Raw genomic sequence first — 15,083 nt, 5'->3', positions numbered from 1 at the left:
CCTGGAACCCCGCCCCGCGCAGCACGCGCGACTGCAAGGCCCCCAACAGCGCGCCCACGCCCGCGAAGACGGCCAGCTGCGCGAGCCGGTGCACCACCCCCTTCTCCACCGGGGACAGCCGCCAGAAGGCCGCCACGCGCAAGCCCTCCTCCAGCCCCTGGACACAGCGCTCGCCCAGCTCCTGCGCGATGGACAACCCCAGCACGGTGACCACCGACAACAGGACCACTCGGAAGAGACGGGAGACCATGCCCGGCAGTCTGCGCGAGTCCTCTGGTCCAAAGCCATCCACGAAGGCACCTCCCTGCCCGGCGGCCAACGAAGGTGTCGCCCGGTGGAGGTGGATGTACGGCGCGACAGGCCCCCGAGGGTTGGGCTCTAGCGGCGGAGCGACACCGTCACCCAGGTGCGCCGCGGCGCCCTCGGGAGCGCCGTGAAGCGGCGGACACTGGGAAATGGAGCACAGGCACAAGGCGTGGCCGGCGCTAGATTGCCGCCCCTATGGCGCATCCCACCGACGACAAGAACTTCCGTCTGCCCACCACCCTCCGTCCGCGCCGCTATCAGGCGACGGTGACCCTGGACCTGGAGGGGCGCAGCTTCACGGGTGAACAGCGCGTGGAGCTGGAGCTGTCCCAGCCCACGACGGAGATCATCCTCCACGCCAACGCGCTGGAGCTGGGCGAGGTCACCTTCCGCGCCGGCAACGACGTGCGCAAGCCCGCGTCCAAGCGCGTCGCTCCGGTGAGCGAGACGGTGGTGCTCACGTTCGATGCGCCCCTGCCCGCGGGCAGCGCCACGCTGGACGTGCTGTGGACGGGGCGCTTCAGCGAGGGCCTGCGCGGGCTGTACGCGGCGGGCAAGGTGGCCGCGACGCAGTTCGAGGCCGCGGACGCGCGCCGGCTGTTCCCCTGCTTCGACGAGCCCGCCTTCAAGGCGCGCTGGGCGCTCACGGTGCGCGTGCCCCAGGGGCACACGGTGCTGGGCAACGGCCGGGTGGTGAAGGACGAGGCGGACGGGGCGCTGCGCAAGGTGACGTTCGAGGAGACGGAGCTGCTCAGCTCGTACCTCATCGCGCTGGTGGTGGGTCCGCTGGTGGGCACGCCGGAGGAGAAGGCGGAGGGCATCCCGGTGCGCACGTGGGCGCTGCCGGAGAAGGCGCACCTGGCGAAGTTCGGCCAGGACGCGGCGCTCCAGGTCCTGCCGCGGCTGCAGGACTACTTCGGGCTGCCGTATGGCTTTGGCAAGGTGGACCAGGTGGGCATCCCGGACTTCGAGGCGGGCGCGATGGAGAACGCCGGCCTCATCACGTACCGGGAGGTGGCGCTGCTGCTGGATCCGGCCACCGCGCCGCTGTCCGTGCAGAAGCGCGTGGCGGAGGTGGTGACGCATGAGCTGGCGCACCAGTGGTTCGGCAACTGGGTGACGATGGTGTGGTGGGATGACCTCTGGCTCAACGAGGCGTTCGCGACGTGGATGGCGTTCAAGATCGTGGACCAGTGGCGGCCGGACTGGCGCATGTGGCTGGACTTCGACGCGCACCGGGCGAGCGCGCTGGCGCTGGACGCGCTCAAGTCCACGCACCCCATCCACGGTGAGGTGCGCAACGCCGGTGAGGCCGGCGAGAGCTTCGACGCCATCACCTACGAGAAGGGCGGCGCGGTGCTGCGGATGATTGAAGGGTTCCTGGGAGAGGGCCCCTTCCGTGAAGGCATCCGGCTGTACATGCGCAAGCACGCGCGCGCGAACGCGGTGAAGGAAGACCTGTGGAACGCGCTGGGTGAGGCCGCGAAGCAGCCGGTGAACGAGCTGGCCACCAAGTGGATTGGCCAGAGTGGCTTCCCGCTGGTGTCGGTGAAGCTGGAGGGCCGCAAGGTGACGCTGTCGCAGCGGCGCCTCTATTCGGAGCCGGGGGTGAAGAGCCCGGAGACGTGGCCGGTGCCCATGGTGCTGCGCTTCGAGGACGCGAGCGGCGTGAAGGAGCAGCGCGTGCTCTTCCGCGACGCGCAGACGACGGTGACGCTGGAGGGCGGCGCGGGGGACGTGAAGTGGCTGTGCGCCAACGGCGGCTCCACGGGCTTCTACCGGGTGGCGTACGAGAAGACGGCGCTGGACGCGCTGGCGGCGAACATGGGGACGCTGGCGCCGTCGGAGCGCATCTCGCTGCTCGCGGACATGTGGGCGCTGGTGCGCGCGGGGCAGGCGCCGGTGGCGGACCTGTTGGACCTGGCGGCGCGCTTCGGGGACGAGGAGGACGAGGCGGTGCTGGACGAGCTCATCGGGCGGCTCGGTTACATCGATAACCGGCTGACGGAGGGCGAGGACCAGGAGCGCTTCCGCCGCTGGGTGGAGGGGCTGTTGGGCGGCGGCCTGAAGAAGCTGGGCTGGCAGGCGGCGCAGGGCGAGCCGGACCGGGTGAAGCTGCGCCGCGCGGCGCTGGTGCGCGCGGTGGGAGGCCTGGCGCGCAGTCCGGAGGTCCTGGCGGAGGCGAGGCCGCTGGTGCAGCGGATGCTCCAGGGGGACAAGTCCGCGCTGGACGCGAACCTGCTGGACACGGCGGTGGGCATGGTGGCGCGCGCGGGCGACGCGGCGCTGTTCGATGACCTGTTGCAGCGGATGCCGAAGGAGCCGGACCCGGCGACGCAGCGGCGCTACCTGATGGCGCTCACGTCCTTCGAGGACGCGAAGCTGACGGAGCGGGCGCAGGCGCTGCTGTTCTCCGAGACGGTGAAGACGCAGGACGTGGCGAGCTTCGCGACGGGCCTGCTGGGCAACCGCACCGGGCGCGACGCGTGGTGGGAGCAGCTGCAGAAGCGTTGGAAGGAGCTGGTGACCCGCACGGGAGCGGCGCCCATGCTGCTGCGCCGGGTGGTGGAAGGCCTGGGCCTCTTGCGCACGCGCGAGCACCTGGAGCAGGTGAAGGCACTGCTCCAGGCGAACCCCATTCCGGAGGCCCAGCAGGCCACGGCGCAGACGCTGGAGCGCCTGACGCAGGACGTGGCCCTGCGCGAGCGCGTGGCCCCGGAAGTGGCCGCGTGGCTCAAGCGCCAGCCGTGAGGTGAGGGAGCGGTCACCTCGGTTCCGCCTGGCCTGGGGGCTCCAGTGCTCCCGGGCCTCCTCATGCGCACGTGCTTCATCATGTCCGGACCGAGGCGCCACCCCTCTGCCATGATGGCAGGCTCCATGAAGACCACGCTCACGCCTGAAGCCTCCGCCGCCTCCCGTGAGGCCCTGCGCCGCGCCAACGTGGCGTTTGGCCACGCCTACCCGGGCGACTCCGCCCGGCGCCAGCCCGTGCACACCGTATACGGCGGTGCCCACCTCTTCCGCGCTGGCACCGCGCGGAAGATGGGGGACCTGGCGCTCGCGGCGCTGCGCGACCATGCCGCCGATGGCTCCCAGCTCGCCCACGGCCTGGGCCTGCCCCAGCGCGGCGGCTTCGCCCAGCGCGTCCATGACCGCGTCGTGGACAAGCTCCAGCGTGAACCCGTGGAGGACTTCCGCATCGACTTCGAGGACGGCTACGGCCACCGCCCCGACTCCGAGGAAGACGCCCACGCCGTCTCCGCCGCTGCGGAAGTCGCCCGGGGCCTGGAGCAGGACTCGCTCCCGCCGTTCATCGGCATCCGCGTGAAGTCCTTCACGGAAGAGCTCTACGCCCGCGCCTCGCGCACCCTGGACCTCTTCGTCACCGCGTTGCTGGAGCAATCCGGTGGCAGGCTGCCCCCGTCCTTCGTCGTCACCCTGCCCAAGGTCACCGTGCCGGAACAGGTGACCGCCCTGGCCAAGCTCCTCTCGGAGCTGGAGTCCGCCCACCACCTGTCCCCGGGCGCGCTCTCGCTGGAGCTGATGGTGGAGACGCCCCAGGCCCTCTTCGACGCGCGCGGCCGGCCGCACCTGCGCTCGCTCGTGGAGGCCGGCGAGGGCCGCTGCTCCCACGTGCACCTGGGCGTCTACGACTACACCGCCGCCCTGGACGTCAGCGCGCACATGCAGCACATGCTCCACCCCGCTTGCGATTCCCTGCGCGACACCGTGCAGGTGCTCCTCGCGGGCAGCGGCGTGCGCCTGTCCGACGGCGCCACCAACGTCATGCCCGTGGGCCCCCACCGCAAGCAGGGCGACACGCCCCTTCTTCCCATGCAGCTGCGCGAGAACACCGACGCCGTGCACCGCGCGTGGCAGGTGGCGTACCGGCACACGCGCCACTCGCTGGAGCGCGGCTACTACCAGGGCTGGGACCTGCACCCCGCCCAGCTCCCCGTGCGCTACGCCGCCGTCTACGCCTTCTTCCTGGAGGGCCTGGAGCCCGCGTCCCAGCGCCTCAAGGCCTTCGTGGACAAGGCCGCCCAGGCCACCCTCCTGGGCGACGTGTTCGACGACGCCGCCACCGGCCAGGGGCTGCTCAACTTCTTCCTGCGCGGGCTCGCCTGCGGCGCCCTCACCGAAGAGGAGACCCGCGCCACCGGCCTGACGCTGGAGGAGCTGCGAAGCCGCTCCTTCCGCGCCATCGTCCAGGGCCGCGCGTCACGCTGACGCGGGCGGCTCCGCGGGGGGCGCCGCGCTCCGGGGCCCCAGCCACTCGCGCGCGACGGCCACGTCCACCGCGAGGATGCCCAGCAGGAACAGCCACGGCCCCGGCCGCGACGACAGGCCCGTCAGCGCCCAGACGGTGATGAGCCCCGCGAGCACCGCCGGCACCACCGAGGGCAGCGCCTCCCTCGCGCGCCGCACGGACCCCAGCACGCCCAGCGCCAGCAGCCCCAGCACCACGCCCGTCGCGCCCAGCCGTCCGCGCCCCGTTCCCGCGCCACGTCCCGCCGCCGGGAGCACCAGCGTGTTGAACTTCCACGTGTCGTTGTCCTGGATGTCCCAGCCGAAGTTGTCGTCGATGGTGATGTTGCGCTCGCGCTGCAGGTGCGCCGTGGGCACCAGCGACCACGCCGAGCTCCACGGCAACAGCAGCCCCACCGCGCACGCCGCCACGCCCGCGAACACCCAACGCTTCAGCCGCACGTCCGCGGGCCGACGGGTGAGTGACAGCTCCGCCAGCGACGACGCCTTGAACGCGCGCCACTGCACGGAAGCCAGCACCACCGCCGCCAGCAACCACAACAGCGGCGCCACGCCCAGCCCCAGCGACAGGAACGCCTGCGTCACGGTGAGCGCCGTGAACATCGGCAGGAACGCCGGATGCGCGGCCCACTTCACCACTGGCACCAGCGCGGGCGGCAGCGTCCGGCCCGCGGCCACCCACTCGCGCGCGCCCAGCATGCCGGCGCCCACCAGCATCAACGCCGACCACGGCAGCCCCAGCCCGCCAGCGACGAAGGGCAGCACCGGCACCACCACCGCAGCCGCCACCAACCCGGAGCCGAGCAGCGGCAGCGAGCCCCCGGGCAGCCGCTCGCGCAGCCTCGGGTCGTCCAGCACGTCCTGCACCGCGCGGCCCGCCGAGTCCGCAGCCTTTTGAGCGGTGTCCGCCACCTCGTCCATCACCGGCGAACCGGGCGCGTTCAGGTCCCCGCCGCAGTGGGGACACGTCCGCGACGACCGGTCTTCAGGGAGCGGCTGACCACAATGCGGGCAGGACATGGGGTGGAGTCCTCCTCAGGCGAAAAAGGCGCGAGGAGCCTACACCGCGCCCCTGCTGCATCCTCCATGAACGCGCAGGCAGCCCTCAGGGCTTCGCGCCCTTCGCATGCACGGCCGCTTCCAGGCGGGACAGGCTGCGCTGGAGCTCCGCCATCTGCGCCTTGAGCGCGTCCACCTCCGCGCTCTTCGCGTTCAGCTCCTCCGTGCGGCGCGCCAGCGCCTGGATGGCCACCATGTTCACGCCGTCGATGTCCAGGAGGCCAATGCTCTTGTCATCCGTGCCCAGGCCGAACGCCGCGCGGAAGTCCTGCGCCACCGGGCCCACGTGCCGCACGCCGTCCGCTTCCGTCTTGTAGCGCCAGCTCTCCACCGGCATCGCCGCCACCTTCGCCAGCACGGCCTCCGCGTCCACGCGGCGGAAGTCCTCCTTCGTGGTCCGGTCCGACGTGCAGCTGAACCCGGCCGAGCCCGCGGGCAGGTCACAGCCCGTGGTCAGGTTGCTGCTCGTGCGGAACCGGAACCCGCCCGCCGCGCGCGCCATGAACTGGTTGTTCGCCGTGTTCGTCACCACGCTGGAGACGGTGGACTGGTCCGCCCAGATGAAGGACCCGGTGAAGCCACCGGAGCTCGCGCGCTGGCCCAGCGCCGTCGAGTAGTCCGCGTCCGCGCTGGTGCGGTACCCCAGCGCCACCGAGCCCTGCCCCGCGGCCACGGTGGTGTAGCCCGCGGCCACGGAGGCGAAGCCGCTCGCGATGCTGGAAGCCCCCACGGTGAAGGACGCCGTCCCGCTGGCCTTGTTGCTGGAGCCCATGCACACCGCGACCGTGGCGGTCGCCTCGCACAGGTCGCCGAACGCGAAGGCGCCATACCTGCTGGCCACGGTATTGGAGCCTCCCGCCCAGGAGTACTCCCCCACGTTCGCGGCATCCCACTGCGTGTCCACGGTGCCCGCGCGGAAGGCGCCCATGCCCGGGTACCACATCATCCGGGTCCCCTTGCCCTGCGCGGGGAGGGTGCCGAAGCCGAACGCCCCGCGCGCCACCAGCCCGCCCGCGGAGTCCACCGCGAACACGCCCTGGCGCTCCCAGGTGGGCTCGCCCGTCCCGGACACGGTGTTGCTCACGGACAGCAGCGGCACCGGCGTCTTCGCGGACGCCGCCGCGTCCAGCACCACGTCCGCGTTCGCCGTCAGCCGGCCCCGCACCTGGCCCGTGCCCCCCACCGCGAACGACGCGTCCTGCGGCTCCGTCCCGTTCCGGATGCCCTGCCCCGCGGCCGACAGGCGAGGATCATTCCCCTCCACCGCCGTGCCCGGCCCGTTGCCGTAGACGACGCGCACGGCGTCGCCCTCCAGCGTCAGCCCCGTGCCAATCTCCCGCTGCGTCGAGGGCGCAGGGTCGGAACCACAGGCGCTGGTGAGCAATCCCACGACACAGCCCAGCGCGACTCCAGCTCCTCGGACAGACGACATGCGGTGCTCTCCCGGTGAAGAGCGCCCACACTGTCAAAGCACCGGGTCCAAGACAACCCAGGACCTCCCGGAGAGTCCGGCCCTCCGGGAGAACAGCCCCTACCAGAGCATGTCCTGGTCCTCGGTGACGCCGGGGACGTTGGACAGCTTCAGCTCCTGGCCGCCCACGCGCAGGGTGCCCTCGAAGAAGCCCACGGGCTGCGCGAAGTGGCTCACCACGAGGCGCAGGTTGCGCTCCTCGCGGTGCACGTAGATGGGCTTGAAGCGCAGGTCCACGGCGCCGTCCGCCGTCGTCAGGCGCCACGGGTCCAGCAGCTCCTTCGCGTCGTATTCGAAGCGCGCGCGGCCCACGGGGTAGAGCCGGTCACCCAGCCAGACGGCGTTCTCGTTGGCCTCGGTGACGCCCTCGTTGAAGCCCTCCACCAGGTTGAGGCCCACGGGCGTGCCGTCCGCCAGCCGCCCGGCCGCGAAGGCCCAGCGCCAGGCGGTGTGCCGCGCCAGGTAGCCCTGGGTGTAGTCCATGCCGCCCACGCCGCCGTCCAACCGGAAGCGCCGGCCTCCCGCCTCCAGGCTGCCGAAGGCCAGCAGGCCGCTGCGCTTCTGGGTGACGTTGACCAGCCCGTCGCCCTCCACCGGCGCGATGACGGTGAGGGCCGGCGGACCGCCCGCCACCAGCAGCTCGCCGTTCCACTGGAACGTCTGGAGCGACTGCGTGCGCATGCGGCTGACGTCCACCTCCACCTGGTAGCGCTCGTCGGACTCGCCGCGCTTCACGGACATGCGCCCGCCCAGGGTGCGGAAGGCCGCCACGAGCCCCGCGCCCGGCTTGTCACTCACCTCCGCGAGCGGCCCGGGCACGCCCAGGAAGCTCACGTCGCACAGGGGCTTCTTCTCCTGGAGGTCCACCGCCACCGCGAAGGCGTTGGCCGTGTAGCCCAGGTCCACCACCGCGAAGAGGGCCGCCACCTCCTGGGTGGCGACGAAGGTGTAGTGCCAGCGCTTGCGCTTGAGCAGGCGCGTGGTGCGCCCCGGGGCCCACTTCCCCAACAGCCGGGGCAGGTCCACCTCCGGCAGCTCTCCCTGATACGTCCCGAACCGCGGTTCCCCTTCCGTGGAGGCCACCGAGGCCGGGGCGAAGGGCAGCAAGGCTTCTCGTTCACGCTCAAGCGTCATCGCGAAACATTGGACGGCACTTCGCTGTCCCTGTCACGCGAACACAGCGCCCAAGCGGCGCCCCGAAAACACTCGGGACGCCCGAGCCTGCCCGCTCCCCCTCTTCAGGGAAGTGGCTCAAGGACGCTATTCAGGACCCAGCATCATGAGGACCTCGGCAACTCCGTCCGCGTGCGGCGGGTTCTCCTGGGCCACCGTGCGGAAGCCACACTTCTCGAGGACGCGGATGGACCCGGCGTTGTGGACAGCGACCCACGCATGGAGCGGACGAACCGGCTCATGCACGAGGAACTCCGAGAGCGCCCGTGTCGCGAGGCCCTTGCCCCAGTGCTCGCGACCCATCCAATAGGCGATGAGGCGCTTTCCGTCCTGTTCCCAACTGCCCATGTACCCAGCGACCCGGCCGCCAACGACGATGGTGCGGGTCACGTTCTCGGGGCGGAGCACCTTCGTGCGCCAGTGGGTCAGGAAGGCATCGCGTTCCCGCGACGGGAATGCGGCCATTCGCAGCGCGACCTCGTCGCGTTGGTGCTCGAAGAAGAGCGGGAGGTCTTCCTCTGTAACGTTGCGCAGGGTCACGGGCCATCACCTTAACGGACCTGCCTGAAGCAGGTCAGCTCCTGCCGAAGATGATGCGCTCCTGGCTCAACAGACGCGTGGTGAAGTGCAGCGCCACCGCTGACACCACCACGCAGGAGAGGAGCGCGAGGACGAAGGGCGCCGGGCCCAGCGACTCGCCGCGCATCACCTCGCCCGCGAGCAGCTCCTGCCCCAGCACCGGGACCGCGAACATCCACGTCTGGGTCTGGATGGGGGACAGCGCCAGCAGCATCCCGGGCAGCGTGGGCAGCACCATCAGGAGCGACAGGTACGTCTGCGCCTCCTTGAACGACCGTGCATAGGTGGACACCCACATCTGCACGGCGGACGCGGCCAGCACCAGCGGCAGCACCGCGGCCAGCATGCCCAGCGCGGCCGGCGCGTCGAACCGGGCGCGCACGCCCAGGTCCTCCAGCGGCACGCGCTTCACCACCAGGAAGTAGCCCACCAGACACAACAGCACGCCTGTGCCCGCCATGGCGCAGGTGGCCAGCCACTTGCCCGCCACCACCGCGCCGCGCGGGGCGGGGTTGAGCAGCAGGGGCTCCAGCGAGCCGCGCTCACGCTCGCCCGCCATGGTGTCGCTTGCCAGCTGCATGCCGCCCGCGAACGCCGCCATCACCAGGAACAGCGGGATGGTGGTGAGCACCGTGGCCGCGGTGCGCTCGGGCGTGGACAAATCCAATTCATCCACGCGCACGGGCACCGCCAGCTCCGGGGACACGCCGCGCGCGAACAGGCGCTGGCTGCCGGTCTGCTGCGAGTACGCCGCCAGCATCCGCTGCGCGCGCTGCACGGACTGGCGGGCCTTGTTGCGCGAGCTGTCCACCACCAGCCGCACCGCGGCGGTGTGCCCGTCCGCGAAGTCCTGCGCGTAGTCGTCCGGCACCACCAGCACCACGTCCAGCTTCCCGGCCTGCACCAGCGCCTCGTAGTCCTTCGGGGCCTCCGTCAGCTTCGCGCCGTAGCGCTCCAGGAAGGCCATCAGGCTGGGCGCGTGCTCGCGGCCCACCACGGGCATCTCCAGCGGCCGGTCCTGCCGGTACCAGGAGGCCATCACGTTGAACATCACCAGGAACACCAGCGGGCCCAGCAGCGGCCACAGCACCGCGGAGCCCAGCGTGCGCCGGTCCCGCAGGTGGTCGAGCACCTCCTTGCGCAGCACCGTTCCGACCTGGCCCCTCATTCGCGCAACCCCTGCTCGCTGCCAATCACGCTCACGAAGGCTTCCTCCAGGCTGTCCTTGCCGGTGCTCGCGCGCAGCGCGTCCGCCGTCCCGTCCGCCACCACCCGCCCGCGCGCCACCACCACGATGCGGTCACACAGCGCGGCCACCTCCTGCATCACGTGGCTGGAGAACACCACGCAGCAGCCCTGCGCCTTCAGCTTGCGCAACAGCGTGCGTACGGAGCGCGTGGCCATCACGTCCAGGCCGTTGGTGGGCTCGTCCAGCAGCACGTTGCGAGGCCCGTGCACCAGCGCGCGCGCCAGCGCCACCTTCACGCGCTCGCCCTGGCTGAAGCCCTCCGTGCGCCGGTCCGCGATGTCCTTCATGTCCAGGAGCTCCACCAGCTCCTCCACGCGCGCGTCCAGACCCGCGCCGGACAGCCCGTGCAGCTCGCCGAAGTACCGCGCGTGCTCGCGCGCGGTGAGGCGCGGGTAGAGGCCGCGCGCGTCGGGCAGCACGCCCAGGGCTCTCCGGGCCACCTCCGGCTTCTGGGCCACGTCCACGCCGTCCACGGTGGCGGTGCCGCCGTCCGGGCGCACCAGCGTGTAGAGCATGCGCAGCGTCGTCGTCTTCCCCGCGCCGTTGGGGCCCAGCAGGCCCGTGATGACGCCGTCCTCCGCGGTGAAGGACACGTCGTGCACGGCCGTCACGGAGCCGAAGCGCTTGTGCAGGTTCCTGGCTTCAATCATGGGCGCTTGAGAATCCTACGGCACGGGGCCAGCGAAGGAGGTGAAGAAGGGCGGCCGCTTGAGGCCCGCGCCACAGTCCGGCGACAGGCCCTCCACGCTGCCGCGCGTGAGCACCTCCGCCATCAGCGTGCGCGCGCAGTCCGCGCCCACCGTGTTGTGCCCCAGCCCCGGCACCACCACGTGCAGGCTGTGCGTCAGCGTCCGCTTCGCCTCCTCGCCCCAGGGCGGCGGCGTCACCGGATCCAATTCGCCGGACAAGAGCAGCGTGGGGATGTCCGACTTCACCGGCTCGCGGAAGCTCTTCGGCACGTTCGCCCGCGGCCACTTCTCGCACGCGCGCTTCACGTCCAGCGCCATGCGCGAGCCGAACCAGGTGCCCTTCGCCTCGCGCTCGGCGTCCTCCTCCGTGAAGAAGGGCGCGTCCTCCGCGCACACCACGGCCAGGAACATGCCCCGGCTGGTGGTGCGGGCCACTTCATCCGTGAGCCCCAGGGACAGCGCGACGAAGGACGTCCAGTCATCCTTCGTGGCGCGGTCCAGCATCAAGGGCACCAGCGACGCGACGTCCGGGCTGTAGAGCAGCGAGAACAGCTCCGACAGGAAGACGCGCCGGGTGAGCGTGAAGTACTCCGGCACGCCCGTGCGCGGGTGCGGCAGGTGCACCTTCGCGGGAGCGGCCTCCAGCTTCGCGAGCAGCGCTTCCGTGCGCGCCCGCAGGTCCGGGTACGCCTTCGCGCAGACGCCGTCCTTCGCGCACGCGTCCAGGAGCAGGTCCAGGGCGCGCTGGCCGTCGCGCGCGGCGTACAGCGGCAGGTACTGCCCCATGGGGGCGACGCCATCCAGGATGGCGGTGCGCACGCGGTCCGGGTGCTGGCGCATGTACACCAGCGCCGCGCGCGTCCCGTAGGAGATGCCCCACAGGTTCACCTGCCCGTAGCCCAGCGCCGCGCGCACGTCGTCCAGGTCGTCCATCGCGATGGACGTGGTGTAGAGCCGCTCGTCCGCGTCCCAGCCCTTGCGGCACTGGGGAATCACGTCCGCGTCCTCGCGGTCCTCGAAGCGCTCCGCCAGCGACGTGCGCGACGGGTTCAATGCCTCGCAGTCCAGCGGGTGGGAATCCCCCGTGCCGCGCTGGTCCACGAAGACGATGTCGCGCTGGCGCCGGATGCGATCCAACGCGGGCAGGATGCGCGTGCGGGACGCCGCCTGACCGGGGCCCCCGGCGAGGAAGAACAGCGGATCCTCCTTCGGCTGCGACGCGAGCGCGGGCACCACCACCACGCGCAGGGACAACTTGCGCCCCTTCGCCGCGGCGCGGTCCTCGAAGACCTCCAGCGTGCCGCACAGCGTCTGCGCGGCCACCCCGTCCAGCCGGCACGGCTTCAGGTCCATCCGCCGCGCGGGCGCGGTGCCGGCGCCAGGCTCGGCGCTGGAAGACTTCGAGCAGCCCGTGAGTGACAGCGCCGCCAGCACCGCCAGCGCGAAGGGGTGAGACAAGATACCACCTGTCACGAGGAGCCAACCTCCAGCACGGGGGAGTCCTCCTGGCGCATACCATTGGCGTGTCGAAGGTGCACCCGTCGAGGCCCCGACACGCGCGGCGATTGAATCCGCGCGAACGCGGGGCGTCCTCTGCTACGCCCATGCCCATGAAGAAACGCGCGTTCCTGGTCCTCTTCGCTCTCTCGCTCACCACGCTCGCCGGCTGCGCCACGCTGCAGAGCCTGCTCAACGGCGCCTTCAAGAAGCCCACGTTGAAGTTCAAGACGGCCCGGCTGTCGGACGCCTCCCTGTCCGACGCCACGGTGGACCTGGTGTACGAGCTGGACAACCCCAACAGCCTGGGCCTGAAGCTGGCGTCGGTGGACTACGCCTTCTTCGTGGAGGGCAAGCAGCTGGTGGCCGGCAAGCCGAAGGAGGGCTTGAACCTCAAGTCCAACGGCAAGAGCCAGATTGTCTTCCCCGCCAACGTGAAGTTCGCGGACGTCGCGCCGGTGGTGACCACGTTCCTCAACAAGGACGCGGCGGCCTTCAGGGCGCAGGGCACGCTGGGCATCCAGACGCCGCTGGGCCTGCTGAAGTTCCCCCTGGAGAAGGAGGGCACGTTCCCCGTCCCCAAGATTCCCCAGGTGCAGTTCCAGGCGCCGCGCATCACCAACATCACCCTGAGCGGGGCCACGGTGGAGTTCCCGCTGGCCATCACCAACCGCAACGCCTTCCCCCTGCCGGTGGCGGGCATCACCGGGGCGCTCAAGGTCGCGGGCGCCAACGTGGGCAACCTGTCCACGGGCAACCTGGGCATGCTGGACGGCAGCGGGACGAAGCAGGTGACGCTGCCCCTGACCATCAACTTCGCGAGCGCCGCGTCCGCGGCCATGGCGCTGCGCTCGGGCGGCAACGCGCAGGTGAACCTGACGGGCAACCTGACGTCGGACGCGCAGTCCGTGCCCCTGAACCTGAGCCAGCTCGTGAATTTCACGAAGTAACGGAGGGCATGCAGGGGAGCAGGCGGTGGGACACCGGGGATGTTGTTCCTGGAAGGGGGAGCCGTTACGGTTGCGCGGCTTCCCGAGGGCCCCCCATGCGCCGCATCCTCTTCAAGTCCAAGATCCACCGCGCGACGGTGACCCAGGCCGACCTCGACTACGAGGGTTCGGTGACCATCGACCAAGACCTGCTGAAGGCGGCGGACATCCTCCCCTTCGAGAAGGTCGCGGTGTGGAACGTCACGCGCGGCACCCGCCTGGAGACGTACGCCCTGGAGGGCGAGTCCGGCAGCGGCGTCATCTGCATCAACGGCGCCGCCGCGCACCTGAACCAGCCGGGCGACCTGGTCATCCTGGCCACCTTCGCGGAGGTCGAGGAGGCGGAGGCGGCCCACTGGAAGCCCACGGTCGTCTTCGTGGACGGCAAGAACCGGGCGGTTCCTGGCGTCACCGAGGAAATCCCCGGGCCCGCGCGCCGTATCGCGTAGGGACGCTTCGCGGGGTCCTTCCGGCACCTTTTGCCGGTCCCACTCCTGTCTGCCATGCTTCCCGCCCTTTCAAGGCGCGGGCGCGGCGACGCGCGTCCCGGAGGCGATGACGCGATGAGGTGGACGTGGGCGGGCCTGCTGGCCCTGGTGACGGTGGCGGGGTGCAAGTCGGTGGGCCCGTATCAGCGCGACCCCAACGACGAGGACGCGCTCAGCTCCAACGTGCCGGTCATCCGTTCGCCCGCGCAGGACCGCTGCGCGGCGCTGGGCAAGGCCTCCGTGCGCGGCGGCTGTGATGACGCCCTCTACCTGGCCAGCGAGTACACCCGGCGCCTGTCGGTGGGGGACGAGGTGTGCCTGGAGGGCGGCTTCGGCGAGGAGCCGGGCGCGGCGTGCAAGGCGCGCGCGGCGGTCATCGACACGGGGACCAACCGGGTGAAGCTGGAGGTGCGCTCGGCGCGTCCGGACTCGCGGTGGTTCAAGTCGGAGATGCGACACGCCTGGTACGAAGAGGGCGCGCTGGTGGACCTGTATCTGGCCGAACGGGGTTACTAGAGACGACGGGCCGCGCGCATCGCGGCCAAAGGAGGAGGACATGGCCTTCTACGACAGCGTGACGGAGCGGCTGGGCTTCATGAAGAAGCTGAGCCCCGCGGAGCTGAAGAAGCTGGGGACGCTGCGCCTGTCGGACCTCATCCAGGCGGAGGTGGGCCGGGCGCGCGTGCGCGTGGCGGCGCTGGAGAAGCGCTACCCGTCCGCGACGACCAAGGAACTGGCGCAGCGGCTGGTGGACGAGAAGAAGAGCCTGGCGGGCATGGTGGGCGGCGTGAGCGGCGTGTTCGGGCTCATCTCGTTGCCGGCGGACCTGACGTTCATGGCGTACCTGCAGATCATCCTGCTCACGGACGTGGCCACGCTCTACAAGGCGAACCTCAAGACGGACCGGGCGCGCGGGGAGCTGCTGGACCTGTTCGGCTACGCCAACGGGCTGGGGCCGCTGCACCGCTCCGGACCGAAGGTGCTGGGGAAGCTGGCGGCGTTGCTGCTCGCGAAGGGCGGCATGACGACGCTGGGCCGCGCGATGCCGCTCGTGGCGGCGCCCATCACGGCGTACCTCAACAACCAGCACATCCAGATGGTGGGTGAGCAGGCCGTGCGCTTCTACGAAGGCTTCGACAAGGCGCACGCGAAGGCCCGCAGCGCGAAGCGCAAGGCGGCGAGCGGGGAGTAACGGTCGGTGAACCCCACGTGTTAGGTTTGCGGAAGCAAGGCCTGACACGTTGGGGGGCAGTCAGTGAGTACGCATACTGAGTCGGTTCTCGATTCCATCGCGCTCGTCGTGACGCCATACGG

Annotated in this window: 14 protein-coding genes; 6 read left to right on the top strand and 8 right to left on the bottom strand. The window is 71.1% G+C overall.

The genetic code is table 11. The annotated features are described in order from the left end of the window. The coding region (locus D7W81_RS12880) for a hypothetical protein (protein WP_147445459.1) at positions 1–250 on the bottom strand (250 nt) is incomplete at its 3' end. Between the two features lie 251 nt (positions 251–501). Here D7W81_RS12880 and D7W81_RS12875 point away from each other — a divergent pair. After that, positions 502–3,057 carry a M1 family metallopeptidase gene (locus D7W81_RS12875; RefSeq protein WP_120555659.1) on the top strand — a complete coding sequence of 852 codons (2,556 nt, stop codon included), beginning with the start codon at positions 502–504 and terminating at the stop codon, positions 3,055–3,057. Between the two features lie 126 nt (positions 3,058–3,183). Continuing rightward, positions 3,184–4,536, top strand: coding sequence for a DUF6986 family protein (locus D7W81_RS12870; RefSeq protein WP_120555658.1), 1,353 nt, complete (start codon positions 3,184–3,186; stop codon positions 4,534–4,536). On the opposite strand, the gene D7W81_RS12865 is transcribed toward D7W81_RS12870, so the two are convergent. From D7W81_RS12865 to D7W81_RS12835, 7 genes are all read right to left on the bottom strand, one after another. Next, the gene (locus tag D7W81_RS12865; protein WP_147445458.1) at positions 4,528–5,595 is read right to left on the bottom strand and encodes a zinc ribbon domain-containing protein; all 1,068 of its coding nucleotides are present in this window, start codon (positions 5,593–5,595) and stop codon (positions 4,528–4,530) included. The two genes, D7W81_RS12870 and D7W81_RS12865, sit on opposite strands and share 9 nt — an antisense overlap. 85 nt (positions 5,596–5,680) lie before the next feature. Continuing rightward, positions 5,681–7,066, bottom strand: coding sequence for a tail fiber domain-containing protein (locus D7W81_RS12860; protein WP_120555656.1), 1,386 nt, complete (start codon positions 7,064–7,066; stop codon positions 5,681–5,683). A 99-nt stretch (positions 7,067–7,165) separates the two neighbouring features. Further along, positions 7,166–8,239 (bottom strand): DUF2804 domain-containing protein, encoded by a 1,074-nt coding sequence (locus D7W81_RS12855; RefSeq protein WP_120555655.1) that lies wholly within the window; start codon positions 8,237–8,239, stop codon positions 7,166–7,168. A gap of 126 nt (positions 8,240–8,365) precedes the next feature. After that, entirely contained in the window at positions 8,366–8,818 is a 453-nt protein-coding gene (locus D7W81_RS12850) for a GNAT family N-acetyltransferase (protein WP_120555654.1), read from the bottom strand. Between the two features lie 34 nt (positions 8,819–8,852). Beyond that, complete coding sequence (locus D7W81_RS12845) at positions 8,853–10,025, bottom strand: ABC transporter permease (RefSeq protein WP_120555653.1); 1,173 nt, start codon at positions 10,023–10,025, stop codon at positions 8,853–8,855. After that, positions 10,022–10,756, bottom strand: a complete 735-nt coding sequence (locus D7W81_RS12840) for an ABC transporter ATP-binding protein (RefSeq protein WP_120555652.1) — start codon at positions 10,754–10,756, stop codon at positions 10,022–10,024. The genes D7W81_RS12845 and D7W81_RS12840 overlap by 4 nt, the downstream gene beginning before the upstream one ends. Before the next feature lie 15 nt (positions 10,757–10,771). Beyond that, complete coding sequence (locus D7W81_RS12835; protein ID WP_120555651.1) at positions 10,772–12,268, bottom strand: alpha/beta hydrolase; 1,497 nt, start codon at positions 12,266–12,268, stop codon at positions 10,772–10,774. A gap of 131 nt (positions 12,269–12,399) precedes the next feature. Here D7W81_RS12835 and D7W81_RS12830 point away from each other — a divergent pair, with 131 nt between their 5' ends. The 4 genes from D7W81_RS12830 to D7W81_RS12815 all read left to right on the top strand — a co-directional run bounded on the left by D7W81_RS12830 (position 12,400) and on the right by D7W81_RS12815 (position 14,961). Further along, entirely contained in the window at positions 12,400–13,242 is an 843-nt protein-coding gene (locus tag D7W81_RS12830) for an LEA/WHy family protein (RefSeq protein ID WP_120555650.1), read from the top strand. Between the two features lie 95 nt (positions 13,243–13,337). Continuing rightward, positions 13,338–13,730, top strand: a complete 393-nt coding sequence (panD, locus tag D7W81_RS12825; RefSeq protein ID WP_120555649.1) for an aspartate 1-decarboxylase — start codon at positions 13,338–13,340, stop codon at positions 13,728–13,730. Positions 13,731–13,844: 114 nt separating this feature from the next. Next, the gene (locus tag D7W81_RS12820; protein ID WP_120555648.1) at positions 13,845–14,285 is read left to right on the top strand and encodes a hypothetical protein; all 441 of its coding nucleotides are present in this window, start codon (positions 13,845–13,847) and stop codon (positions 14,283–14,285) included. A 40-nt stretch (positions 14,286–14,325) separates the two neighbouring features. Then, positions 14,326–14,961 carry an EcsC family protein gene (locus tag D7W81_RS12815; RefSeq protein WP_120555647.1) on the top strand — a complete coding sequence of 212 codons (636 nt, stop codon included), beginning with the start codon at positions 14,326–14,328 and terminating at the stop codon, positions 14,959–14,961. Positions 14,962–15,083: the final 122 nt, after the last annotated feature.

Origin of the sequence: Corallococcus aberystwythensis (assembly GCF_003612165.1) — a bacterium.
In the GTDB taxonomy this organism is placed as follows: domain Bacteria; phylum Myxococcota; class Myxococcia; order Myxococcales; family Myxococcaceae; genus Corallococcus; species Corallococcus aberystwythensis.
The sequence above is the reverse complement of the archived record's forward strand: the minus strand, read 5'-3'. Positions and strand labels throughout refer to the sequence as shown.